Raw genomic sequence first — 21,942 nt, forward strand, 5'->3', positions numbered from 1 at the left:
AGGCAGGCGACAAGCAAGCAACGCTTCACTCCGGCAAATGGATGATCGGCCGCCCGGGGAAAATGGTTTCAAAATGTTGCGCCCCCGAACGGGAGCGGGAATCAGCTGTTGTCGATGGCAATGCCGTATTTCTTGGCAACCGTCATGTACAACTGCCGTGCCGATGCCACTTTCGGATTCTTGCGATCCTTGCGCTGCGCCCGCTGCAGGTAATTGAGTGCCTGTTCGGCCAGCGCGGGATCCCAGCCCTGCTTGTCCATCAGCGTATATATGGCCTTGGCCGCATTGACCAGGAATTGCAGGTTGGGCACCTGCTCCACGGCCTGGATCAGCAGCTGGACGGCCCCCTTGAAATCGCCACTGCGGGCGGCCATGACCCCGCGGTTGTTCAGGTCGACGATCTCCTTGCCGACCTGATCGAGGATCGCCTTGCCCGCCTCGGCCTGCCCGGTTTTCTCGAAAACGTTGGTGATGTGGTTGATCAGGTGGGAATCTTCATGGTTTTCGGCCGCCACCTGCCGCATGATCTGGTTCGCCTCGCGCTCCTTGCCCGTCGCAAAGCAGGCGTGGGCCAGATCGACCGCCAGCCTCTGCGAGACATGCTTGCCCTTGTCGGCGGCCTCGACGCGAATCTGTTTCTGCAAGGACAGCGCCTGATCGACCAAGCCTTTCGCCTTGTCCTCGGCCCCCTCGGCATGCAGGCACAGGCTTTCGGTCAGCAGCGCCGCCAGTTCGGCCTGTTTGTCGCCGCGCCATTCCCGCTTCATCTCTGCCGCGATCTTGCGCGAGGCCTCGACGTGTCCGCGCTCGACCAGCACGCGCGACAGGTTGGCGAAGTCGTCCACCGTACGCAGGCTGGACCCTTTGCTGCGCTCGATGACCTTGCCGTAGGCTCTTTCGGCACTCAGCAGATCCTTGTTGCGCGCCGCCACGTCGCCCACCATGCGTTGCCGCAGGGTGTTATGCGGCGATGCGTCGGCGGCCCGCTGCAAGGACTGCTGTGCTTCGGCAAGGCGGCCCTGCGCCTCGTGCACCGAGGCCAGGAAATCGTAGGCCGAGATGAATTCCGGGGCTTCCTGCGTCACCTGCTCGGCCAGCTGTTCGGCTTCATCGAGTGCCCCGCGGTCGCGCAAGGCCGTCGCCAGGCCCATCTTGGCCCAGGGCACGACCCGCCCTTCGAGCACGCGGCGGAAAACTTCCTCGGCCTCGCGCGTCCTGCCCAACTGGTGCAACAACTCTCCCTTGAAGCGCAAGCCATCGTACATATACAGCGGTTGCTGCTGGATCACCCGGTCGCAGGCGGCAATCGCTTCGTCCAGCGCACCATTCTCGATCTGCGCGTAAATCCGTCCCAGCACATGCTTCTTGTAGATCACCCTGACCAGCCGGTTCTGCAGTTGATCGGCAGTAAACGGCTTGATCAGGTAGTCATCCGGCGCCAGTTCCGCCAGCGCCACCACATTGGTGTAACTGCGCTCGCTGGTGATGATCATGTACACCGTCGACAAGGGAATCAGGTGCGCGTGGCGCAATTCTTCGAGCAGCTGCTGGCCGTCCCGCCCGTCGTCGAGAACGAAATCGGACAGGATGATGTCGAAGCGGTTGCTCTTGACCTGACGGATCACCTCGGCCGAGTTGCCGGCACCATGCACGGCCGTCACCCCCAGTGCCCCGAGCATCAGGCGCAAGGCATCCCGCGCCGGCGGATGGCGATCGACGATCAGGACGCGCTTCTTGGACAAGGACTGCTGTAAAACCAGCAGCATCTCATCGTTGTCGAGGGGACTGGCGCCCTTGGTTTGGCTGGTGCTCATGGCATCAAATTACTTGAGAACGCCAGACGGGGCAAGCCGTTGGGAGTTTCCGGGACAACCCGGGCACGGCGCCGTCGGGATCGGGATATATTCCGGAGCCATAGTCTGGAATACTCTCCACTCGACATGGACGCGAGGCATGACGCGATGAAAACCGTACTGGGCAGCTTGCTGGCGTGGCTCTGCTTGATCTTTCCCGTCGGCGCCGTCGCCCAGACGGTCATCGACATCCCGACACGGCCGGAGGTGACCCAGCGACTGCTGGTCATTCCCGCCGCGAATTCGGACGCGACGGTCATCCTTCTTGCCGGTGGACACGGCGGACTGGGCATTTTCCCGAACGGCTCCTTCCGCTGGGGTGAAGGGAATTTCCTGATCCGCAGCCGCCAGCTGTTTGCCGACCAGGGCCTGAACGTCGTCATCGTCGACGCGCCATCCGACCGCCAGACTGCTCCTTACCTGGCCGGCTTCCGCCAGACACCGGAGCATGCGTCCGATATCGGTGCGGTGATCGCCTGGGTGCGCGCCCAGGGCAAAGGACCGGTATGGCTGATCGGAACCAGCCGCGGCACGCAGTCAGCCGCTTTCCTCGCCACCCGCCTGGCAGGGCGTGAAGGACCGGACGGCCTGGTGCTGACCGCCACCATCCTCAGGGACAACAAGGGGCGTCCCGTACCGGCCATGCCTCTGGAGCAACTCACCCTGCCGGTGCTGCTGGTCCATCACGAACAGGATGGCTGCAGCCATTGCGCCTATGCCGACCTTCCGGAATTGCAGGCAAAGCTCCGTCACCTCCCGCGCACCGCCTTGTTGAGTTTTCAGGGCGGCGCCAATCGGGGCGACCCTTGCGAGGCCTATGCCTACCATGGCTTCAACGGGCAGGAGAAGGAGGTCGTGACGCAAATCGCCGCATGGATCCGGGCTGCTCAAAAGTAGTCCCGCTCCCTCACCCCGAGCATGATAAATCTGTGATTTTTCAGCGCCCTGACGTAAAATCCGCGGTCCGATACTGCACTGCAACACGCGATTTCCATGCTCTATCCCACCCGTTTCGATGTCATCGTTGTCGGCGGCGGACATGCCGGCACAGAGGCCGCGCTGGCCGCAGCGCGGGCGGGTGCGAACACGCTGTTGTTGACCCATAACCTCGACACGCTCGGGGCGATGAGTTGCAACCCGTCGATCGGCGGCATCGGCAAGGGCCATCTGGTACGCGAAGTCGATGCGCTGGGCGGTGCCATGGCCGCCGCCACGGACGAATCCGGCATCCAGTTCCGCATCCTCAATGCCTCGAAAGGTCCGGCGGTGCGCGCCACCCGCGCCCAGGCCGACCGCGTGCTGTACAAGCAGGCCATCCGCACGCGCCTCGAGAACCAGCCCAACCTGACCATTTTCGCCCAGGCCTGCGATGATCTGATCGTCGAAGGCGACAAGGTCTGCGGCGCCGTCACCCAGCTTGGTATCCGCTTCATGGCCGAGGCCGTGGTGCTGACCGCCGGCACCTTCCTCAACGGCAAGATCCACGTCGGGCTGGAAAACTACACCGGCGGCCGCATGGGCGATCCGCCCTCCGTGTCGCTCGCCGCCCGTCTGAAGGAACTCAACCTCCCGCAGGGCCGCCTGAAAACCGGCACCCCGCCGCGCCTGGACGGCAAGACCATCGACTTCTCGGTGATGGAGGAGCAGCATTCGGACGACCCGCTGCCGGTCTTCTCCTTCCTCGGCAATGCCGCGCAGCATCCGAAGCAGCTGCCGTGCTGGATTACCGAAACCAATGAGAAGACGCACGACATCATCCGCAGCGGGCTGGACCGCTCGCCGATGTACACCGGCGTCATCGAAGGCGTCGGCCCGCGCTACTGCCCGTCGATCGAGGACAAGATCCACCGTTTCGCCGACCGCAACCAGCACAACGTCTTCCTTGAACCGGAAGGCCTGACGACGCACGAGATCTACCCCAACGGCGTATCCACCAGCCTGCCCTTCGATATCCAGCTGGCGCTGGTACGTTCGATCCGCGGCATGGAGAATGTGCACATCCTGCGCCCCGGCTACGCCATCGAATACGATTTCTACGACCCGCGCGGCCTGAAGGACACACTGGAGACCAAGGCCGTCAACGGCCTGTTTTTCGCCGGCCAGATCAACGGTACGACCGGCTACGAGGAAGCGGCGGCACAGGGCCTGCTTGCCGGCATCAATGCCGTCAATTACGTCAAGGGCCGCGCCGGCTGGTGCCCCAAGCGCAACGAAGCCTACCTCGGCGTGCTGGTCGACGATCTGATCACGCGCGGCGTATCCGATCCCTACCGCATGTTCACCAGTCGTGCCGAATACCGCCTCAGCCTGCGCGAAGACAATGCCGACCTGCGCCTGACCGAGCAGGGGCGCAGTCTCGGCCTGGTCGATGACGCGCGCTGGGACGCCTTCTGCCGCAAACGCGATGCCATCGCCAGCGAACAGGAGCGCCTGAAATCGACCTGGGTCAATCCGAAGATCACGCCGGCCGAGGACTGCCTCCGCGTGCTCGGCAAGGCCATCGAACACGAATACAACCTGTTCGAACTGCTGCGCCGGCCGGAAGTCAGCTACGCCAAGCTGCTCACCCTGCCCGGTGCCGGCGAGGCCCAGACCGACCCGCTGGTCGTCGAGCAACTGGAAATCTCGGCCAAGTACCAGGGCTACATTGACCGCCAGGCCGAGGAGGTCGCCAAATCGGCCAGCTACGAGAACACCGTGCTGCCAGCCGACCTCGACTACGCGGCGGTGGCCGGCCTGTCCAACGAAGTCAAGCAGAAGCTGGCCCAGCACAAGCCGCAGACCATCGGCCAGGCATCGCGGATTCAAGGCATCACGCCCGCGGCGATTTCGCTGCTGCTCATCCACCTCAAGCGACATAACCTGTCGCAGGCGGCCTGAGCATGATCACGCTGTCGGCCGGCCTCGCCGAACTCGGAATCGACTTGTCGACCGGGCAGCAGGACCAGCTGCTCGCCTTCCGCGACCTGCTGCTCAAGTGGAACAAGACCTATAACCTGACAGCACTGCGCGACCCCGAACAAGCCATTTCGCATCATCTGCTCGACTCGCTGGCCATCCTGCCGCACGTCGGCCCGGGCGCCCTGCTCGACGTCGGCTCGGGCGGCGGCCTGCCCGGCATCCCGCTGGCCATCGCCCGCCCCGACTTGTCGGTGAGCATGGTCGATACCGTGCAGAAAAAGGCAACCTTCCTGCAGCAGGCCGCCATCCAGCTCGGGCTGAAGAACGTCTCCGCGCACCACGCCCGCGTCGAACAGTTGCCGGGTCAGTACGCCCAGATCAGTTCGCGCGCCTTCGCCGAGCTCAAGCTGTTCACCGACTTGACTCGCCAGTTGCTGGCCCCCGGCGGCCGCTGGCTGGCCATGAAGGGCGTCCGTCCGGACGACGAAATCGCGGCGCTGCCAGCCGACATCATCGTCGAGCACGTCATTCCGCTGCACGTTCCCGGCCTCGATGCCGAAAGACACCTCATCATCCTGAAAGCGGGCTCATGAAAGTACTCGCCATCACCAACCAGAAAGGCGGCGTCGGCAAGACCACGACCGCCGTCAACCTCGCCGCATCGCTGGGCGCCGAGGGCAAGCGCGTCCTGCTTATCGACATGGACCCGCAGGGCAATGCCACTACGGGTGCCGGCATCACCAAGAAGGAAGCGCTGCCGACGGTCTACCAGCTGCTGATCGGTGCCGCATCGCTGGTCGAGGTGTGCATCAAGACCGATTTCGCATTCGACATCCTGCCGGCCAACCGCGAACTGGCCGGTGCCGAGGTCGAACTCATCGAGCTCGACAAGCGCGAATTTCGTCTCAAGTCCGCCCTGCAGCAAAACCACGACGAATACGACTTCGTGCTGATCGATTGCCCGCCGGCCCTCAACATGCTGACCGTCAATGCCCTGGTCGCCGCCGACTCGGTGCTGATCCCCATGCAGTGCGAATATTACGCACTGGAGGGTCTCTCCGATCTCGTCGAAACCCTGCGCAAGGTGCGCCATGGCCTGAATTCCCGCCTGGAAATCGAAGGGCTGCTGCGTACGATGTACAACGGCCAGAGCACGCTGACCCAGCAGGTCTCCAACGAACTCGAAACGCACTTCGGCAACAAGGTTTACCGGACCATCGTGCCGCGCAACGTCCGCCTGGCCGAAGCGCCGTCCTACGGCAAGCCGGTCATCGCCTTCGACAAGAACTCCAGGGGTGCCCAGGCTTACACCGCCCTGGCCAGGGAAATCCTCGAAAGGACTCCAGCATGATCAAGATGAAAGGACTCGGCCGCGGCCTCGACGCCTTGCTCGCCGGCACCGACGAAAAGCGCGCCGACGAACAGCGCAGCCTGCCCATCGAACGTCTCAAGCCCGGCAAATACCAGCCGCGCACCCGGATGGACCAGGAATCGCTGGATGAACTGGCGGCCTCGATCAAGGCTCAGGGCGTCATGCAACCGATCCTGGTCCGTGCCGTCGACAAGACCCCCGGCGCCGAACGCTACGAAATCGTCGCCGGCGAACGCCGCTGGCGCGCCTCCCAGCAAGCCGGCCTGGCCGAAGTGCCGGTTCTCGTCCGCGACATCCCGGACGAGCAGGCCCTGGCCATGGCGCTGATCGAAAACATCCAGCGCGAAAATCTCAATCCGCTCGAGGAAGCCCAAGGACTGCAGCGGCTGATCGACGAATTCGGCCTGACCCACCAGCAGGCCGCCGATGCCGTGGGCCGCTCCCGTCCGGCCGCATCGAACCTGCTCCGCCTCCTGCAGCTGAGTCCCATGGTCCAGGAGCTGCTCATGTCCGGAAAACTCGACATGGGCCACGCCCGTGCGCTGCTGCCACTCAACAGTGCCCAGCAGGTCGCCGCAGCCCAGCGCATCGTCCAGAAAGGGCTGTCTGTCCGCGAGGCGGAACGACTGGTGCAACAAATCACCCGTCCCGCCAGAAAGCCGGCCGAACAGCCGGTCGACCGCGACCTCCTTCGCCTCCAGGAAGAACTCGCCGACGGCTTGGGTGCCAACGTGCAGATCAAGACCAACAAGAAAGGCGCCGGCAAGGTCACCATCGAATTCGGCAGCCTCGAGCAACTCGATGGTCTCCTCTCCCGCCTATCCACGTAACCGATGTCACTAAACGTAACGCACTGTCTCTACGGGAAAACCCCTAATTTGTGCGCCGCGGAAATTGACTCTTATGTAAGACTTGGTTACACTCTCGGGGTTTTTGATCGAGGTATGTCTTGCACCCGCAGGTAAGCTGGATTCTCAGTCGCCAAGCGGCATTGATCATCGTTCTCGCCCTCGCGGCCTGGCTGATGTTCGGTGATCTTGCAGGCATCTCGACGCTGATCGGGGGATCAATCGGCATTGTCGCCAACCTGGGTTATGTACTCCGGGCCATGCGACTCAATGTCGGGCTTGACCCGGTAAAAGCTTACCGGGCGCAGACTGCGGGCGAGGGGTTCAAGTTTCTTCTCACGCTCATCGGCTTCGCCCTTGTGTTTTTGAAGTTCAAGGATGTGGCGGTCGCCCCGCTCTTTCTTGGATACGGATCGACGATTGTCATCTTCTGGGTGGCACTCTTGAAGCAACGTTGAGCTGACTGGAGAAATCATGAGCGCTGAAGGCGGCCTGACCACAACAGGTTATATCCAACACCACTTGACCAACTTGGCCGTCTGTTCCGACGCCGCCAAGGACGCCGCCGGCCATTGCCACGGCTTCTGGACCTTCCACCTCGACACCCTGCTGGTCTCCGGCCTCCTCGGCCTGGTTGTCTTCGGCCTGATGGCCAAGGCCGCAGGCAGTGCCAGCTCCGGCGTTCCGGGCAAGCTGCAGAACTTCGTGGAAATGGTCGTCGGCCTCGTCGACCAGCAGGTTCGCGACACCTTCCACGGCAAGAGCGCCCTGGTTACCCCGCTGGCCATCACCATTTTCGTCTGGGTGTTCGTCATGAACGCAATGGACCTCATCCCGGTCGACTTCCTGCCGATCGCTGCCGGCGCCGTTGGCGTGCACTACCTGAAGGCTGTGCCGACCACCGACCCCAACCTGACCTTCGCGATGTCGATCACCGTGTTCTTCATCATGCTGTGGATGAACGTCAAGGTGAAGGGTTTCGGCGGCTTCATGCACGAGGTCTTCTCTGCCCCGTTCGGCGCCAAGCTCGCCCCGGTCAACTTCATCTTCCGCGTCGTCGAAGACATCGCCAAGCCGATCTCGCTGGCCCTGCGTCTCTTCGGCAACATGTATGCCGGCGAAATGGTCTTCATCCTGATCGCTCTGCTCGGTATCTGGCAGCTGCCGCTGGCTTTGCCCTGGGCACTGTTCCACATCCTGATCATCACGCTGCAAGCCTTCGTGTTCATGATGCTGACCATCGTGTACATGTCCATGGCTTCCGAATCGCACTAAGTCGTTTTTGTTTTCCCGTAGTTTTTACTTTTAACCCCGCATTAACCTACCTTACTGAGGAGTAAACATGGAACTCGCAACCGTTCTCTCCAACACCGCTATCGCTGTTGCCATCCTGATCGGTGCCGGCGCTCTGGGCACCGCTATCGGCTTCGGTATTCTCGGCGGCCGCTTCCTGGAAGGCGCAGCCCGTCAGCCGGAAATGATCCCCACCCTGCAAGTCAAGATGTTCATCGTCGCCGGTCTGCTCGACGCCGTGACCATGATCGGTGTCGGTATCGCTCTGTTCCTGCTCTTCGCAAACCCGTTCCTGGCTCTGCTGAAGTAATCATTCACGCCCCTGAAACCCTTATAACCAGGAGGTTAGCGTGAACATCAACGCTACACTGATTGGCCAGGCAATCTGGTTTGCTCTCTTCATCTGGATCACGATGAAGTACGTCTGGCCGCCGCTGCAAAAGGCAATGGCGGACCGTCAGGCACAGATCGCTGAAGGCCTGGCTGCAGCCGAACGCGGCAAGCACGAGCAAGAGCTCGCTGCCAAGCGTTCCGCTGATGCGCTGCGTGAAGCCAAGGAGAAATCTGCGGAATTCGTGGCTCAAGCCGAAAAGCGTGCGCAACAGATCGTCGAAGAAGCCAAGGGCAATGCCAAGGTTGAGGCCGACAAGATTGTCGCCGGCGCCAAGGCAGAAATCGAACAGGAAGTCGAACGTGCCAAGCAGCAACTGCGTGAGCGCGTCGCCGAACTGGCGGTTGCCGGTGCCGAGAAGATCCTGCGCAAGGAAATCAATGCGTCCGTGCATGCAGACATGCTGGGCGCCCTGAAACAGGACCTGTAAGCAATGGCTGAATCCGTCACTATCGCCCGTCCTTACGCCGAAGCGCTGTTCCGCGCTGCCAAGGAAAGCGGCAATCTGGCCAAGTGGTCCGAGCAGGTCGCCCTGCTGGGACAGGTGGCTGCCAATCCCGAAGCCCGTGCGGCCGTCGGCGATCCGAACGTGGCAGCCTCGCAACTGGTCGACCTCTTCCGGTCTGCCTGTGGTACGGCGGTAGGTACGGAGCTGGCGAACTTCATCCAGCTGCTGTCCAACAACGACCGTCTGGGGCTGTTGCCGGAAATCGCTGGCTTGTACGAAAGCTACAAGCAAGCGGAAGAGGGCACCAAGCAGGCCGAAATCGTTTCGGCCTTCCCGATCGATGACAACCAGGTGAAAACCCTGGTACCGCAACTCGAAGCCGTCTTCAAGACCAAGCTCGAGGCCGCAGTGTCGGTTGATCCGACCCTGATCGGCGGTATCAAGGTAATCGTTGGCGACCAGATGCTGGATGCTTCAGTCCGCGGCAAGCTTGACGCCATGGCTACGGCGCTGAACAACTAGGAGAATTTCATGCAGTTGAATCCTTCCGAAATTTCTGAACTGATCAAGAGCAAGATCCAGAACCTGCAAGGCGCATCGGAAGTGCGCACGCAGGGCACGGTGGTGTCCGTCACCGACGGTATCTGCCGTGTGCACGGCCTGCAAGACGTTATGCAGGGCGAAATGCTGGAATTCCCCGGCAACACGTTCGGCATGGCGCTCAACCTCGAGCGCGACTCTGTCGGCGCCGTTGTTCTTGGTGAATACGAGCACATTTCCGAAGGCGACGTGGTCAAGACCACCGGTCGCATTCTGGAAGTCCCCGTTGGCCCGGAACTGCTGGGTCGCGTGGTCAACTCCCTCGGCCAGCCGATCGACGGCAAGGGCCCGATCAATGCCAAGCTGACCGACAAGATCGAAAAGGTTGCGCCGGGCGTTATTTGGCGTCAGTCCGTTTCCCAGCCGGTGCAAACCGGTCTGAAGTGCGTGGACTCCATGGTTCCGGTCGGCCGCGGCCAGCGCGAGCTGATCATTGGCGACCGCCAGACCGGCAAGACCGCCGTTGCCGTTGACGCCATCATCAACCAGAAGGGCAAGGGCCTGTTCTGCGTTTATGTCGCTATCGGCCAGAAGGCTTCCACCATCGCCAACGTCGTTCGCAAGCTCGAAGAGCATGGCGCGATGGAATACACCATCGTCGTCGCCGCTCCGGCTTCGGAATCCGCCGCGCTGCAGTACTTGGCTCCTTACGCCGGCTGCACGATGGGCGAATACTTCCGCGACACCGGCGAAGACGCCCTGATCATTTACGACGACTTGACCAAGCAAGCTTGGGGCTACCGTCAGGTTTCCCTGCTGCTGCGCCGTCCGCCGGGCCGCGAAGCCTACCCGGGCGACGTGTTCTATCTCCACTCCCGTCTGCTGGAGCGCGCCGCTCGCGTTTCCGCCGCCTGGGTCGAGAAGCTCAGCAATGGCGCCATCAAGGGCAAGACCGGCTCCCTGACCGCTCTGCCGGTTATCGAAACCCAAGCTGGTGACGTTTCCGCCTTCGTTCCGACCAACGTGATCTCCATCACCGACGGCCAGATCTTCCTGGAAACCGACCTCTTCAACGCCGGTATCCGTCCCGCGATCAACGCCGGTATCTCGGTTTCCCGCGTCGGTGGCGCTGCCCAGACCAAGCTGATCAAGAAGCTCGGCGGCGGTGTCCGTCTGGCCCTCGCCCAGTACCGCGAACTTGCTGCCTTCGCCCAGTTTGCTTCCGACCTCGACGAAGCGACCCGCAAGCAGCTGGAGCGTGGCCGTCTGGTTACCGAACTGATGAAGCAGCCGCAGTACTCGCCGATGAGCATCTCCGAAATGGCCGTCACGCTGTACGCAGCTGACAAGGGCTACTTCGACGATGTCGAAGTCAAGCGTGCTCTGGAATGCGAAAAGGCCATGATCGGTTACCTGAAGACCAACTGCGCCGACCTCATGAAGACCATGGAGTCGACCGCTGATCTGAGCGCCGATTCTGAGAAGGCACTTGCTGCCGGCATCCAGGCTTTCAAGAGCAGCTGGGTCTGATCTAGGAGAACGCCATGCCTAGCGGCAAGGAAATTCGCAACAAGATCAAGAGCGTCGAAAATACGCGCAAGATCACCAAGGCCATGGAAATGGTGGCCGCATCCAAAATGCGCAAGGCGCAGGACCGGATGCGTGCTGCCCGTCCCTACGGCGAGAAGATCCGGCGCGTTGCAGGCAACCTGTCTCATGCTCTGACCGAATACCGCCATCCCTTCCTGGTGAACCGCGAGCAGGCCAATGTCGGTCTGATCCTGGTCACCTCGGACAAGGGTTTGTGCGGCGGTCTGAACTCCAACCTTCTTCGCGTCGCTGTCGCCAAGATGAAGGAGTTCGACGCTCAGGGCAAGAAACTGCAGGCCACCTGCATCGGCAACAAGGGCTTCGGCTTCATGCAGCGCTCCGGCGCCAAGATCGTTTCGCACGTGACCGGCCTGGGCGACACGCCCCATCTGGAAAAGCTGATCGGACCGGTCAAGGTGCAGCTCGACGCTTACATGAAGGGCGAGATTGACGCGCTGTACATTGGCTATACCCGCTTCATCAACACGATGAAACAGGAGCCGGTGTTCGAGCAACTGCTCCCGCTGGCCGGCGATTCCGTCGGCAGTGCCTCGCACAAGTGGGACTATGTGTACGAACCGGAAGCCAAGTCGGTCATCGACGATCTGCTGATCCGCTATGTCGAAGCATTGATTTATCAGGCCGTCGCAGAAAACATGGCCTCCGAGCAGTCCGCCCGGATGGTTGCCATGAAGTCTGCTTCGGACAACGCCAAGACCGTAATCGGCGATTTGAAGCTGGTTTACAACAAGGCCCGTCAGGCTGCGATTACCAAGGAACTCTCGGAAATCGTCAGCGGCGCAGCCGCGGTGTGACGCGTAGATTTTTATTTTTGGGGATTTGAATATGAGTCAAGGTTCAATCGTTCAGTGTATCGGCGCCGTTGTGGACATCCACTTCCCGCGCGACGCGATGCCGAAGGTCTACGACGCCCTCAAGCTGGATGCTTCCGAAGCAAACGGCATGGCAGAAGACGGCCTGACGTTCGAAGTGCAACAACAACTGGGTGATGGCGTCGTTCGTACCATTGCCATGGGCTCCTCCGACGGTCTGCGTCGCGGCATGAAGGTGAACAACACCGGTGCCGGCATCTCCGTGCCGGTCGGTATGGGCACCCTGGGCCGCATCATGGACGTGCTCGGTCGCCCGATCGACGAAGCCGGTCCGATCGATTCCAACGAGCTGCGCGTGATTCACCAGCCGGCTCCGAAGTTCGACGAACTGTCCTCTTCCGTTGATCTGCTGGAAACCGGCATCAAGGTTATCGACCTGATCTGCCCGTTCGCCAAGGGCGGCAAGGTCGGTCTGTTCGGTGGCGCCGGCGTCGGCAAGACCGTTAACATGATGGAACTGATCAACAACATCGCGAAGCAGCACTCCGGTCTGTCCGTGTTTGCTGGCGTGGGCGAGCGTACCCGTGAAGGTAACGACTTCTACCACGAAATGAAGGACTCCAACGTTCTCGACAAGGTCGCGATGGTGTTCGGTCAGATGAACGAGCCGCCGGGCAACCGTCTGCGCGTCGCCCTGACCGGCCTGACCATGGCCGAGCGTTTCCGTGACGACGGTCGTGACATCCTGTTCTTCGTCGACAACATCTACCGCTACACCCTGGCCGGTACCGAAGTGTCCGCGCTGCTGGGCCGTATGCCTTCCGCCGTGGGCTACCAGCCGACGCTGGCTGAAGAAATGGGCCGTCTGCAAGAGCGTATCACCTCGACCAAGGTTGGTTCGATCACCTCCATCCAGGCCGTTTATGTGCCTGCCGACGACTTGACCGACCCGTCTCCCGCCACCACCTTCCTGCACCTCGACTCCACGGTCGTGCTGTCGCGTGACATCGCCTCGCTGGGCATCTACCCCGCCGTTGATCCGCTCGACTCCACCTCCCGCCAGCTCGACCCGCAGATCGTGGGCGAAGAGCACTACGCCGTTGCCCGTGCCGTGCAGATGAACCTGCAGCGCTACAAGGAACTGCGTGACATCATCGCGATTCTGGGTATGGACGAACTGTCTCCCGAAGACAAGCTGGCCGTGTCCCGCGCTCGTAAGATTCAGCGTTTCCTGTCGCAGCCGTTCCACGTTGCAGAAGTCTTCACCGGTTCGCCGGGCAAGTTCGTTCCGCTCAAGGAAACCATCAAGGGCTTCAAGGGCATTTGCGCCGGCGAATACGATCACCTGCCGGAACAAGCGTTCTACATGGTCGGCGGTATCGAGGAAGTCATCGAAAAGGCCAAGACGCTGCAATAAGCAACGTCCGTATAGGAGCTGGTAATGCCTATTACTGTTCATTGTGATGTCGTCAGTGCCGAAGAATCGATCTTCTCCGGCCTGGTGGAAATCGCAGTGTTCCCCGGCGAAGCCGGGGAACTCGGCATCCTGCCGCGTCACACGCCGCTGCTGACCCGCATCAAGCCGGGCACCATTCGTCTGAAGGTGCCTGATCAGAGCGAGTTCGAGCTGGTGTATGTGTCCGGCGGCATGCTTGAGGTTCAGCCTGACATGATTACCGTGTTGGCTGACACCGCGATCCGCGCCCACGACCTCGACGAAGCCAAGGCACTCGACGCCAAGAAGCGTGCCGAGGAGGCTCTGGCCAACCGGAACGCCGAGATGGACTACGCGGCGGCCGAAGCCGAGCTGGCGCAAGCCGTCGCTCAGTTGCAAGCAATTCAGCGTCTGCGCAAGCACACGCACTGATCCGGAAACAACGGACAAAAAAGGCAGCCCAGGCTGCCTTTTTTTATTTGCTTCGTTTTTATTGCCGGCTAAATGCGGGAGAGGCGTTTTTCCAGACGCGCTACGTCGTCCCGCAAGGCATTGACCGCATTACCGAAAGCCGAAACATGGTCTTTTCCCGGCAAGAGGCCGGATTCGTCGACGGCATATTCGTGCACATTGGCCAGTGCATTGCCGGCACCTTGGCGCAAGCCGTCGCCAAGGGAACGTCCGATTCGTACAAGCCGATACGCAGGTACGTCACCGATCAAGGCAGCCAGGTCGGCTTCGATATCCCATTCAAGATTGCGGAAAACGAATGCCAGACTTTCCGCTACATCGACAGAGCCTTCCAGTTTGACCGACGAAAACAGGTTGTTGCGGTCTAGCAGAGCACGAACGGGCGCATCCGGGGGCAATGTCAGCCTGACATCGGGCTCGTCGCTACCTGAAGCAAGATGAAACAAGCCGGCGTGGTCCAAACCGAGCCGAACGGAGAAGAGCGGCCCAGCTTGAACAAGCAACCGTGCACCGGCATGTTTTCTCAGGCGATCCTGAGCCCATGACGCGCTGCCAATCAGATGGTTCAAACCGCGAACCCCGAGTTGCTTGACGAAGTCCATGCCGTGCAAGCGCTTTAGAATTTGTAGCCGCGATGCAGTGCGACGACGCCGAGGGCGAGGTTGAAATATTCGACTTTTTCGAGGCCGACGCTTTCCATCATGCGCTTCAGTTCTTCCTGATTCGGATGCATGCGGATGGACTCGGAGAGATAGCGGTAGCTGTCGGAATCGTTGGTGACCAGCTTGCCGACGCGTGGAATGACCTGGAACGAGTAGAAATCATAGGCTGGCGCGAGCGGCTTCCAGATCTGCGAAAACTCGAGGACCAGCAAACGGCCACCCGGACGCAATACCCGGCGCATTTCAGCCAGCGCGAGATCTTTATGGGTCATGTTGCGCAAACCGAATGCCACGGTGACGCAATCGAACCAGTCATCGGGGAAGGGAAGCTTTTCGGCGTCGCACTGGGCAACCGGGAGCATGTGGCCCTTATCGAGCAGACGGTCCCGACCATGGGCCAGCATGGCGTTGTTGATGTCCGTCAGCCAGACTTGCCCGCTCTTCCCTACCTTCTTGGCAAAGGCCAGCGACAGGTCGCCGGTCCCGCCGGCCACGTCGAGCACGCGCGACCCTTCGCGGACGCCGCTGCGCTGTATGGTAAACGCCTTCCACAGGCGGTGCATGCCTGCTGACATCAAGTCGTTCATCAGATCATAACGACTGGCCACCGAGTCGAAGACATTGGCGACCCGACGGGCTTTTTCCTGCTCGGCGACGGTTTCGTAGCCGAAATGCGTGGTTTCGTTGCTCATGACTTTAGCGGTGATGGCCGCAGCCGCCGCCCGAGGCGGGGCGCGAGGTGGTGTCGATGTCGCGGGACAGGCCTTGTTCGTCGATCTGTTTCAGGTATTCCTGCCACAATTCGTCATGGTGCTTGCCCAGATTGTAGAGCATGTCCCATGAATACAGCCCGCTGTCGTGCCCGTCGGAAAAGACCAGGCGCAGTGCATACGTGCCGACCGGCTCGATACGCTCGATATCGACGTTGCGCTTCCCGGTCTGCAGGGTTTCCTGCCCCGGTCCATGACCGCGTGCTTCGGCAGATGGCGTGTAAACGCGCAGGTATTCAAAGTCCAGCGAATAGATCTCGCCGCCTTCATAGATCAATTCAAGGCGCCGGGATTTCTGGTGCAGTTTGATTTCGCTCGGTATCGGCGTATCGCGGTCTATACCCGCCATGGTGTCCTCCGGGAGTAAGGGCGATAGTTTAGCGCACTCACCCTCCGGAAGCGCGAAGATAGGTCAAAGTAGCTGGAAGCTGATGCGGTCGAAATCGGTTCCGCGCTGCAATATGTGGCTCATGCGCAACTGTCCGGACTCTCCGCCTGCAACGAAGAAATCGAGTATCCGGCTGGCCTGGTACAGGCCCGAGGGCAGAACGATGGATGCCTCTTCGCCGATGGCGGGGACAGGCGACAGCATGAAGGCCGGCACATAGCGCTCGATGCTGCCGACGCCCTGAGTGGCCGGCCGGATGCCAATACCGCATGGCATCCCGGGAAGGGTAGCAACGCCGACCACCAGGCCGGCCGTTTCGTCCTGCATCAGCCAGCTTGCCTGTACCAGCAGGAAGTGATCCCCATCGTGGGGACGCATCGCCATCAATTGTCCGTGCATGATCCGCTGACCGGCGCAACTGCGTGTCAGGCGAAAGCCGTTTGCCGAATGATTGATCACATTCCATTCATCTATCGGAAAACTGATCGGCGGCCTGATCGCCAGCGCATGCTCCGAATCAACGCGGTCGCGGAAGGTGAATAGCTGATCGAATTCGCTGCGGGAATAGCTGGATGCGGCATCCGGCTGGGTAAATTCACTGGCCGTCAGGCAATAGTGCATCGCCTCGAAACCAACTGCCACATGGGCAATTCCCTCGGTCGCGAAACGCCGGAATCGACGCGGGGAAGCCGCTTGGCTCCACGGTCGCGCCAGATGTTCGAGCAGGGTGATCACATGCGCCGAGGTTTCCTCTCCCAGCCCCAGTTGCGATGGCGTCACCCGCTGCCTGAGCTGGCTCAGCATATGGGTGACCTGCAGTGCCAGCCGAGACGTATCCAGGCGACGGGCATCCGTGGTCGGTTCCTCGGTATAAGCCGTCGGATGCAGCGGCATGTCTTTCATCAATTCGACGAGATAAGGCGGAATCTCCAGATCGTCATCGAGCTTGTGGATGGAGACGAGCGGTGACCACATGCCGGCCCAGCGCCGAATCAGATTCAGGTTGCGGATACTGTTGCTGTACGGGCTGGCGATTTCGATCAACAGCAATGTGGTGTATGCCGCTGAGCAGTGGGTTGCCTGCAGGCTGCTCTCGAAAACATCCTCGACCGGGGTATAGGAAACACCCCATTCCTCGGCACTTTCGTAGTAGCCGTGCATGTCGAGCCAGATGCCGGGCGGCAGCTCGCGCCGTGCGCGATAGTGTTCGAGGATGAGCATGCCCGTGTAGTAGAGGCAGCGATGCAGGATCGTCGCGACCCGGGTCACATACTGCGGACTCTGCCTATCCGGCCGTTCGAGGCGAGCACACAGCGCGTAGGCCTGGCTCATCTTGCGCCAGGTGGCGACCACTTGCTGGAAGTAGCTTTCCTCCTCGCCACCCAGGGGAAGAGGGCGATTGTGGCAATGCCGCGCCATTTCTTCTTCGACAAAGCACAACGGCGCACGCGCCTGCTCCAGCAGTGCAAAAAGCACCTCCGGATCGGGTGGCGAAAGCAGCAAGCCATCGAGAAAGCGAATCAGCTGTCGTTCACCTGCCAGCGGATTGGCCAACGACAGCTGGGCGAGGTAATCCGAGCCGCTGCGCAGGTCGGTGATCCTTGGGGGAAAGTCGCTCGCGCTCGCGATCGTGCTCATGATTATCGCCCCCCCTCCAGATTGTCCAAGACACGCGACAAGGCAAAAGAAAGCTCGGCGTCCCCGACGACTGCGCGCTGCTTGCCCTGCTCGCGATGCACGCGCCCCCACACCGGCTCGGGAAAATGGCGATCATCCTCCCAGCGCGGAATGATGTGCCAGTGCAGATGTGGGACGACGTTACCAAAACTGGCCAGATTGATCTTGTCCGGGGAAAACAGCTGCCGAACCACCGCTTCGACGGCGAAAACAACCCGCATCAGATAATGTCTGGCGTCCTCCGGCAGATCGCTCATCTCGCGCACGTGATCCGTCCAGATCACTCGGCAAAAGCCCGGATAGAACGGATCGTCGACCCGAATGACGCGACAGGCCCTGGATTGCCAGAGGAGCGTTCCTCCGGGTTGGACACAGAGTTCGCAGGATGGGCTGGCGGCTTCCACGTTTTCACGCTCCGGTAGCAATTGGAATGGTTACCGGAGTTTTATACCACTGGTCGCCGCCGCCAACGAAGCAACTATTTCACGGACGGCGGCCCAAAGCGGCAGCGATCAGAGCAGGACGCGTTCGATACCGCCGTTGTTCGCCTTGCCGACGTAATCCGCCATCCAGTTGGTGCCGAGCAGGTGCTTGGCCATCTCGACCACGATGTAGTCGGCCTTGGTATCGGCGTCATCATCGTAGCGCGACAAACCCTGCAGGCAGGCCGGGCAGGAAGTCAGAATCTTGACGTCCCCTTTGAAACCGTCGGCACGCAACTTCTCGGCCCCTTTTTCGATTTCCTGCTGCTTGCGGAATTTCACCTGGGTAGCGATATCCGGACGGGCGTAGGCGAAGGAGCCGGAGTCGCCGCAACAACGGTCGGACAGCGGCACTTCCTGGCCCATCAGCGACTTGGTCACTGCCAGCGGGTTGTAGGCCTTCATCGGCGTATGGCAGGGATCGTGGTACATGTAACGCGTCCCCTCGACACCTTCCAGCTTGACGCCCTTTTCCATCAGGTATTCGTGGATGTCGAGCAGGCGGCAGCCCGGGAAAATCTTCTCGAACTGGTATTTCTGCAACTGATCCATGCAGGTGCCGCAAGACACGATGACCGTCTTGATGTCGAGATAGTTCAGCGTGTTGGCGACGCGATGGAAAAGCACGCGGTTGTCGGTGGTGATCTTCTGGCCCGTATCCTCGTCACCGGAGGCCGTCTGCGGATAGCCGCAGCACAGGTAACCCGGCGGCAACACCGTCGTGGCGCCAATGTCGTAGAGCATCGCCTGCGTTGCCAGACCGACCTGGGAGAAAAGCCGCTCCGAACCGCAGCCCGGGAAGTAGAAGACGGCATCCGATTCTTCCGTCGTCTTTTTCGGATTGCGGATGACGGGAATGACCTTGTCGTCCTCGATGTCGAGCAGGCCGCGCGAGGTACGCTTCGGCAGGTTGCCCGGCATCGGCCGGTTGAGGAAGTGGATGACCTGCGTCTTCACGGTCGGAGCGCCGACCGTAGCCGGCGGATGGGCGCGGCTGTCCTGGACCAGGCCGACGGCCTTGGCGGCCTTATGGGCGAGGCGCTGGGCCTTGAAGCCGAAATCCATCATGACGCCGCGCATCAGTTTGATGGTCGCCGGGTCTTTCAGATTCAGGTAGGTCATCGCTGCCAGCGTGCCGGGGCTGGTGCGCTTCTTGTCCTGCTTGCGCAGGAAATTGCGCATGGCCACCGACACGTCGCCGAAGTCGATATCGACCGGGCAGGGCTTCACGCAGCGGTGGCAGACCGTGCAATGGTCGGCGACGTCGTTGAATTCGTCGAAATGCTTGAGCGAGATGCCGCGCCGGGTCTGCTCCTCGTACAGGAAGGCCTCGACCAGCAGCGAGGTGCCGAGAATCTTGTTGCGCGGGCTGTAGAGCAGGTTGGCGCGCGGCACGTGCGTCGAGCAGACCGGCTTGCATTTGCCGCAGCGCAGGCAGTTCTTGATCATGTCCGAAATCTTGCCGATCTCGGACTGTTCCATGATCAGCGACTCGGTGCCGAGCAGACTGAACGACGGCGTATAGGCGTTGCCCATGTCGCCGCCGGGCATCAGCTTGCCCTTGTTGAAGCGGCCTTCCGGGTCGACCTTCTGCTTGTAGGCACGGAAGGGGCCGAGCTCCTCGTCCGATAGGAACTCCAGCTTGGTGATGCCGATGCCGTGCTCGCCGGAAATGACGCCGTCCAGCCCGCGCGCCAGATGCATGATGCGCTCGACGGCCTTGTGCGCCGTCTGCAGCATCTCGTAGTTGTCGGAGTTGACCGGAATATTGGTATGCACGTTGCCGTCGCCGGCGTGCATGTGCAGCGCGACGAAAACACGGCCGCGCAGCACGTCCTTGTGGATGCCTTCGATGCGCTCGATGATCGGCCGGTAGACCGTGCCGTCGAAAATCTTCGTCAGGCGCGCCTTCAGCTCCTGCTTCCACGAAGTGCGCACCGAAAAATCCTGCATGCGGTGGAAGAGCACCGGATTGGCAGCCTTGTTGGTCAGCTCGCCGGCGACGACGCCGTAGTCGGCGAACTGCGCCTCGGCGTCGGCCAGCGGCAGGTCGAGATTGGCCAGCAGCCAGGCCCAACGGCGGCGCACGGCGGCGACATAGTCCAGGGCGGCCTGCCGGCGGTCGCCGATCAGCACGTCCTTGTCCACGTTGGCGTCGCCGGCGTGCAGCGGCAGTTCGCCCTGCAGGAACTCGCTCAGCGCGTCGCACAGGGCCAGCTTGTTCAGCGTGGACAGCTCGATGTTGATGCGCTCGATGCCGTCGCAATACTCGCCCATGCGCGGCAGCGGAATGACGACGTCCTCGTTGACCTTGAAGGCGTTGGTGTGGCGCGAGATGGCGGCGGTGCGCGAGCGGTCGAGCCAGAATTTCTTGCGCGTCTCGGCATCGACGGCGATGAAACCCTCGGCGGCACGCTGGTTGCACATGCGGACGACCTCCGAGGCGGCGGCCATCACGGCCTTTTCGTCGTGGCCGACGATGTCGCCGATCAGCACCATCTTCGGCCGACCGTGGCGCTTGGCCTTGGTCGCGTAGCCGACGGCCTTCACATAGCGCTCGTCGAGGTGTTCGAGGCCGGCCAGTTGCACGCCGGCCGCGTGGCCGGCACCGCCCGGTTTGAAGTAGTCGGTGATCTCGACGATGGCCGGCACCGCTTCGCGCACCTGACCGAAGAATTCCAGGCAGACGGTGCGCGACACCGGCGGCATCTTGTGCAGCACCCAGCGCGCCGCGACGATGATGCCGTCAGTGCCTTCCTTCTGCACGCCCGGCACGCCGCCGAGGAACTTGTCGGTGACGTCCTTGCCGAGGCCGACCTTGCGGCAGGCGGCGCCCGGCATGCTCAGGGTTTCTTCCTTGAGCAGCTTCTTGCCGCTCGGATCGAAACGCTTGAGGCGGAATTCGACGGTTTCCTGCTCGTGAATCTTGCCGTAGTTGTGGTTCAGGCGTTCGACTTCCAGCCAGTTGCCGTCCGGATCGACCATCTTCCACCAGGCCAGGTTGTCGAGCGCGGTGCCCCACAGCACGGCCTTCTTGCCGCCGGCGTTCATGGCGATGTTGCCGCCGATGCAGGAAGCCGAAGCCGAGGTCGGATCGACGGCAAAGACGCGACCGGCCAGCGAAGCGGCTTCGGACACGCGGTCGGTGACGACGCCGGCGCCGGTGCGGATGGTCGCGTAGGGTTCGCTATGACCGGGCAGTACGACGTTCTCGACCGGCCCGAGGTCGATCAGCTTTTCGGTATTGATCACCGCCGAGTACGGCGTCAGCGGCACGGCGCCGCCGGTATAGCCGGTACCGCCGCCACGGGGGATGATGGTCAGGCCGGCCTCGAAGCAGCCGCGCACGAGATGGCCAATCTCTTCCTCGGTATCCGGGTAGAGGACGACGAAGGGATACTCGACGCGCCAGTCGGTCGCGTCGGTGACGTGCGAGACGCGGGCCAGACCGTCGAAGGCGATATTGTCCTTGCGCGTGTGCTTGCCGAGGATCTTCTGCACCTTGCGACGGAGGTCGTAGGTTTCGGAGAAGCGGGCGGCGAAGCGATCTACCGCGGCCTGCGCCGCCTCGACCAGACGCTTGACCTTGGCCGAGCGCTCCGGGTCTTCGCTCTCGCTCTCGGCACGGCGCTTCTCGACTTCCGTGAGACGGTGGCGCAGCGCATTGACCAGGGCGTTGCGGCGCTCCTGATTGTCGAGCAGGTCGTCTTCCAGATAGGGGTTGCGCTGCACGACCCAGATGTCACCCAGCACCTCGTAGAGCATGCGTGCCGAACGGCCGGTGACGCGCTCGCCGCGCAGTTCGTCGAGTACCGCCCAGTTGTCGGCGCCGAGCAGGCGGATGACGATCTCGCGGTCGGAAAACGAGGTGTAGTTGTAGGGGATTTCGCGCAGGCGGGCAGTCATGGAAGCAGCCGGGAGTCCGTCAAAAGGTGGATTTTACCGTATTGCGGCGCAACACGAGGGCTTGGTAGACCGACTCTGCCAC

The 21,942-nt window shown here is 61.6% G+C and carries 21 protein-coding genes; 14 read left to right on the forward strand and 7 right to left on the reverse strand.

The genetic code is table 11. The annotated features are described in order from the left end of the window. Positions 1 to 101: 101 nt before the first annotated feature. Positions 102 to 1,814 carry a response regulator gene (locus F1002_RS07245; protein WP_150428341.1) on the reverse strand — a complete coding sequence of 571 codons (1,713 nt, stop codon included), beginning with the start codon at positions 1,812 to 1,814 and terminating at the stop codon, positions 102 to 104. A gap of 147 nt (positions 1,815 to 1,961) precedes the next feature. Between F1002_RS07245 and F1002_RS07250 the strand changes: the two genes are divergently transcribed. The 14 genes from F1002_RS07250 to F1002_RS07315 all read left to right on the forward strand — a co-directional run bounded on the left by F1002_RS07250 (position 1,962) and on the right by F1002_RS07315 (position 13,936). Beyond that, positions 1,962 to 2,750 (forward strand): alpha/beta hydrolase, encoded by a 789-nt coding sequence (locus F1002_RS07250; protein WP_150428342.1) that lies wholly within the window; start codon positions 1,962 to 1,964, stop codon positions 2,748 to 2,750. Positions 2,751 to 2,846: 96 nt separating this feature from the next. After that, positions 2,847 to 4,733: a tRNA uridine-5-carboxymethylaminomethyl(34) synthesis enzyme MnmG gene (gene mnmG / locus F1002_RS07255; protein ID WP_150428343.1), complete on the forward strand. Its 1,887-nt coding sequence runs from the start codon at positions 2,847 to 2,849 to the stop codon at positions 4,731 to 4,733. A gap of 2 nt (positions 4,734 to 4,735) precedes the next feature. Further along, on the forward strand, positions 4,736 to 5,347 hold the full coding sequence (gene rsmG, locus F1002_RS07260; protein ID WP_150428344.1) for a 16S rRNA (guanine(527)-N(7))-methyltransferase RsmG: 612 nt from the start codon (positions 4,736 to 4,738) through the stop codon (positions 5,345 to 5,347). Then, a complete protein-coding gene (locus F1002_RS07265; RefSeq protein WP_150428345.1) occupies positions 5,344 to 6,105 on the forward strand; it encodes a ParA family protein in 762 nt (253 codons plus the stop codon). The genes rsmG and F1002_RS07265 overlap by 4 nt, the downstream gene beginning before the upstream one ends. Beyond that, positions 6,102 to 6,956: a ParB/RepB/Spo0J family partition protein gene (locus F1002_RS07270; protein WP_150428346.1), complete on the forward strand. Its 855-nt coding sequence runs from the start codon at positions 6,102 to 6,104 to the stop codon at positions 6,954 to 6,956. Before F1002_RS07265 ends, F1002_RS07270 begins: the two co-directional genes overlap by 4 nt. 119 nt (positions 6,957 to 7,075) lie before the next feature. Beyond that, on the forward strand, positions 7,076 to 7,432 hold the full coding sequence (locus tag F1002_RS07275) for an ATP synthase subunit I (RefSeq protein WP_150428347.1): 357 nt from the start codon (positions 7,076 to 7,078) through the stop codon (positions 7,430 to 7,432). 16 nt (positions 7,433 to 7,448) lie between these two features. After that, positions 7,449 to 8,249, forward strand: coding sequence for a F0F1 ATP synthase subunit A (atpB, locus tag F1002_RS07280; RefSeq protein ID WP_150428348.1), 801 nt, complete (start codon positions 7,449 to 7,451; stop codon positions 8,247 to 8,249). 67 nt (positions 8,250 to 8,316) lie between these two features. Further along, positions 8,317 to 8,577, forward strand: coding sequence for a F0F1 ATP synthase subunit C (atpE, locus tag F1002_RS07285; RefSeq protein ID WP_117610057.1), 261 nt, complete (start codon positions 8,317 to 8,319; stop codon positions 8,575 to 8,577). Positions 8,578 to 8,617: 40 nt separating this feature from the next. Next, complete coding sequence (locus F1002_RS07290) at positions 8,618 to 9,088, forward strand: F0F1 ATP synthase subunit B (protein ID WP_150428349.1); 471 nt, start codon at positions 8,618 to 8,620, stop codon at positions 9,086 to 9,088. Between the two features lie 3 nt (positions 9,089 to 9,091). Continuing rightward, a complete protein-coding gene (locus F1002_RS07295; RefSeq protein WP_150428350.1) occupies positions 9,092 to 9,628 on the forward strand; it encodes a F0F1 ATP synthase subunit delta in 537 nt (178 codons plus the stop codon). A 9-nt stretch (positions 9,629 to 9,637) separates the two neighbouring features. Further along, positions 9,638 to 11,176, forward strand: coding sequence for a F0F1 ATP synthase subunit alpha (gene atpA / locus F1002_RS07300; RefSeq protein WP_150428351.1), 1,539 nt, complete (start codon positions 9,638 to 9,640; stop codon positions 11,174 to 11,176). 14 nt (positions 11,177 to 11,190) lie between these two features. Then, positions 11,191 to 12,051 (forward strand): F0F1 ATP synthase subunit gamma, encoded by an 861-nt coding sequence (gene atpG, locus F1002_RS07305; RefSeq protein WP_150428352.1) that lies wholly within the window; start codon positions 11,191 to 11,193, stop codon positions 12,049 to 12,051. 31 nt (positions 12,052 to 12,082) lie between these two features. Next, entirely contained in the window at positions 12,083 to 13,486 is a 1,404-nt protein-coding gene (gene atpD, locus F1002_RS07310) for a F0F1 ATP synthase subunit beta (protein WP_150428353.1), read from the forward strand. 24 nt (positions 13,487 to 13,510) lie between these two features. Then, a complete protein-coding gene (locus F1002_RS07315; protein ID WP_150428354.1) occupies positions 13,511 to 13,936 on the forward strand; it encodes a F0F1 ATP synthase subunit epsilon in 426 nt (141 codons plus the stop codon). 68 nt (positions 13,937 to 14,004) lie between these two features. Here the strand turns inward: F1002_RS07315 and F1002_RS07320 are convergent, their stop codons facing one another. The 6 genes from F1002_RS07320 to F1002_RS07345 all read right to left on the reverse strand — a co-directional run bounded on the left by F1002_RS07320 (position 14,005) and on the right by F1002_RS07345 (position 21,860). Beyond that, complete coding sequence (locus F1002_RS07320; RefSeq protein ID WP_150428355.1) at positions 14,005 to 14,577, reverse strand: SCP2 domain-containing protein; 573 nt, start codon at positions 14,575 to 14,577, stop codon at positions 14,005 to 14,007. A gap of 14 nt (positions 14,578 to 14,591) precedes the next feature. Beyond that, complete coding sequence (gene ubiE, locus F1002_RS07325; RefSeq protein WP_150428356.1) at positions 14,592 to 15,329, reverse strand: bifunctional demethylmenaquinone methyltransferase/2-methoxy-6-polyprenyl-1,4-benzoquinol methylase UbiE; 738 nt, start codon at positions 15,327 to 15,329, stop codon at positions 14,592 to 14,594. Positions 15,330 to 15,333: 4 nt separating this feature from the next. Next, positions 15,334 to 15,756 carry a gamma-butyrobetaine hydroxylase-like domain-containing protein gene (locus F1002_RS07330; RefSeq protein ID WP_150428357.1) on the reverse strand — a complete coding sequence of 141 codons (423 nt, stop codon included), beginning with the start codon at positions 15,754 to 15,756 and terminating at the stop codon, positions 15,334 to 15,336. Positions 15,757 to 15,819: 63 nt separating this feature from the next. Further along, a complete protein-coding gene (locus F1002_RS07335; protein ID WP_150428358.1) occupies positions 15,820 to 17,433 on the reverse strand; it encodes a hypothetical protein in 1,614 nt (537 codons plus the stop codon). Positions 17,434 to 17,435: 2 nt separating this feature from the next. Then, positions 17,436 to 17,876 (reverse strand): HIT family protein, encoded by a 441-nt coding sequence (locus F1002_RS07340; protein ID WP_150428359.1) that lies wholly within the window; start codon positions 17,874 to 17,876, stop codon positions 17,436 to 17,438. 108 nt (positions 17,877 to 17,984) lie between these two features. Beyond that, positions 17,985 to 21,860: a DUF3683 domain-containing protein gene (locus F1002_RS07345; protein ID WP_150428360.1), complete on the reverse strand. Its 3,876-nt coding sequence runs from the start codon at positions 21,858 to 21,860 to the stop codon at positions 17,985 to 17,987. Positions 21,861 to 21,942: the final 82 nt, after the last annotated feature.

The sequence above is a fragment of the Dechloromonas sp. CZR5 genome (assembly GCF_008711155.1).
In the GTDB taxonomy this organism is placed as follows: domain Bacteria; phylum Pseudomonadota; class Gammaproteobacteria; order Burkholderiales; family Rhodocyclaceae; genus Azonexus.

Coding starts and splice junctions, on each gene's coding strand:
- F1002_RS07245 (WP_150428341.1), bottom strand. CDS start 1,814: ATGAGCACCAGCCAAACCAAGGGCGCCAGTCCCCTCGACAACGATGAG.
- F1002_RS07250 (WP_150428342.1), top strand. CDS start 1,962: ATGAAAACCGTACTGGGCAGCTTGCTGGCGTGGCTCTGCTTGATCTTT.
- mnmG (WP_150428343.1), top strand. CDS start 2,847: ATGCTCTATCCCACCCGTTTCGATGTCATCGTTGTCGGCGGCGGACAT.
- rsmG (WP_150428344.1), top strand. CDS start 4,736: ATGATCACGCTGTCGGCCGGCCTCGCCGAACTCGGAATCGACTTGTCG.
- F1002_RS07265 (WP_150428345.1), top strand. CDS start 5,344: ATGAAAGTACTCGCCATCACCAACCAGAAAGGCGGCGTCGGCAAGACC.
- F1002_RS07270 (WP_150428346.1), top strand. CDS start 6,102: ATGATCAAGATGAAAGGACTCGGCCGCGGCCTCGACGCCTTGCTCGCC.
- atpB (WP_150428348.1), top strand. CDS start 7,449: ATGAGCGCTGAAGGCGGCCTGACCACAACAGGTTATATCCAACACCAC.
- atpE (WP_117610057.1), top strand. CDS start 8,317: ATGGAACTCGCAACCGTTCTCTCCAACACCGCTATCGCTGTTGCCATC.
- F1002_RS07295 (WP_150428350.1), top strand. CDS start 9,092: ATGGCTGAATCCGTCACTATCGCCCGTCCTTACGCCGAAGCGCTGTTC.
- atpA (WP_150428351.1), top strand. CDS start 9,638: ATGCAGTTGAATCCTTCCGAAATTTCTGAACTGATCAAGAGCAAGATC.
- atpG (WP_150428352.1), top strand. CDS start 11,191: ATGCCTAGCGGCAAGGAAATTCGCAACAAGATCAAGAGCGTCGAAAAT.
- atpD (WP_150428353.1), top strand. CDS start 12,083: ATGAGTCAAGGTTCAATCGTTCAGTGTATCGGCGCCGTTGTGGACATC.
- F1002_RS07315 (WP_150428354.1), top strand. CDS start 13,511: ATGCCTATTACTGTTCATTGTGATGTCGTCAGTGCCGAAGAATCGATC.
- F1002_RS07320 (WP_150428355.1), bottom strand. CDS start 14,577: ATGGACTTCGTCAAGCAACTCGGGGTTCGCGGTTTGAACCATCTGATT.
- ubiE (WP_150428356.1), bottom strand. CDS start 15,329: ATGAGCAACGAAACCACGCATTTCGGCTACGAAACCGTCGCCGAGCAG.
- F1002_RS07330 (WP_150428357.1), bottom strand. CDS start 15,756: ATGGCGGGTATAGACCGCGATACGCCGATACCGAGCGAAATCAAACTG.
- F1002_RS07335 (WP_150428358.1), bottom strand. CDS start 17,433: ATGAGCACGATCGCGAGCGCGAGCGACTTTCCCCCAAGGATCACCGAC.
- F1002_RS07345 (WP_150428360.1), bottom strand. CDS start 21,860: ATGACTGCCCGCCTGCGCGAAATCCCCTACAACTACACCTCGTTTTCC.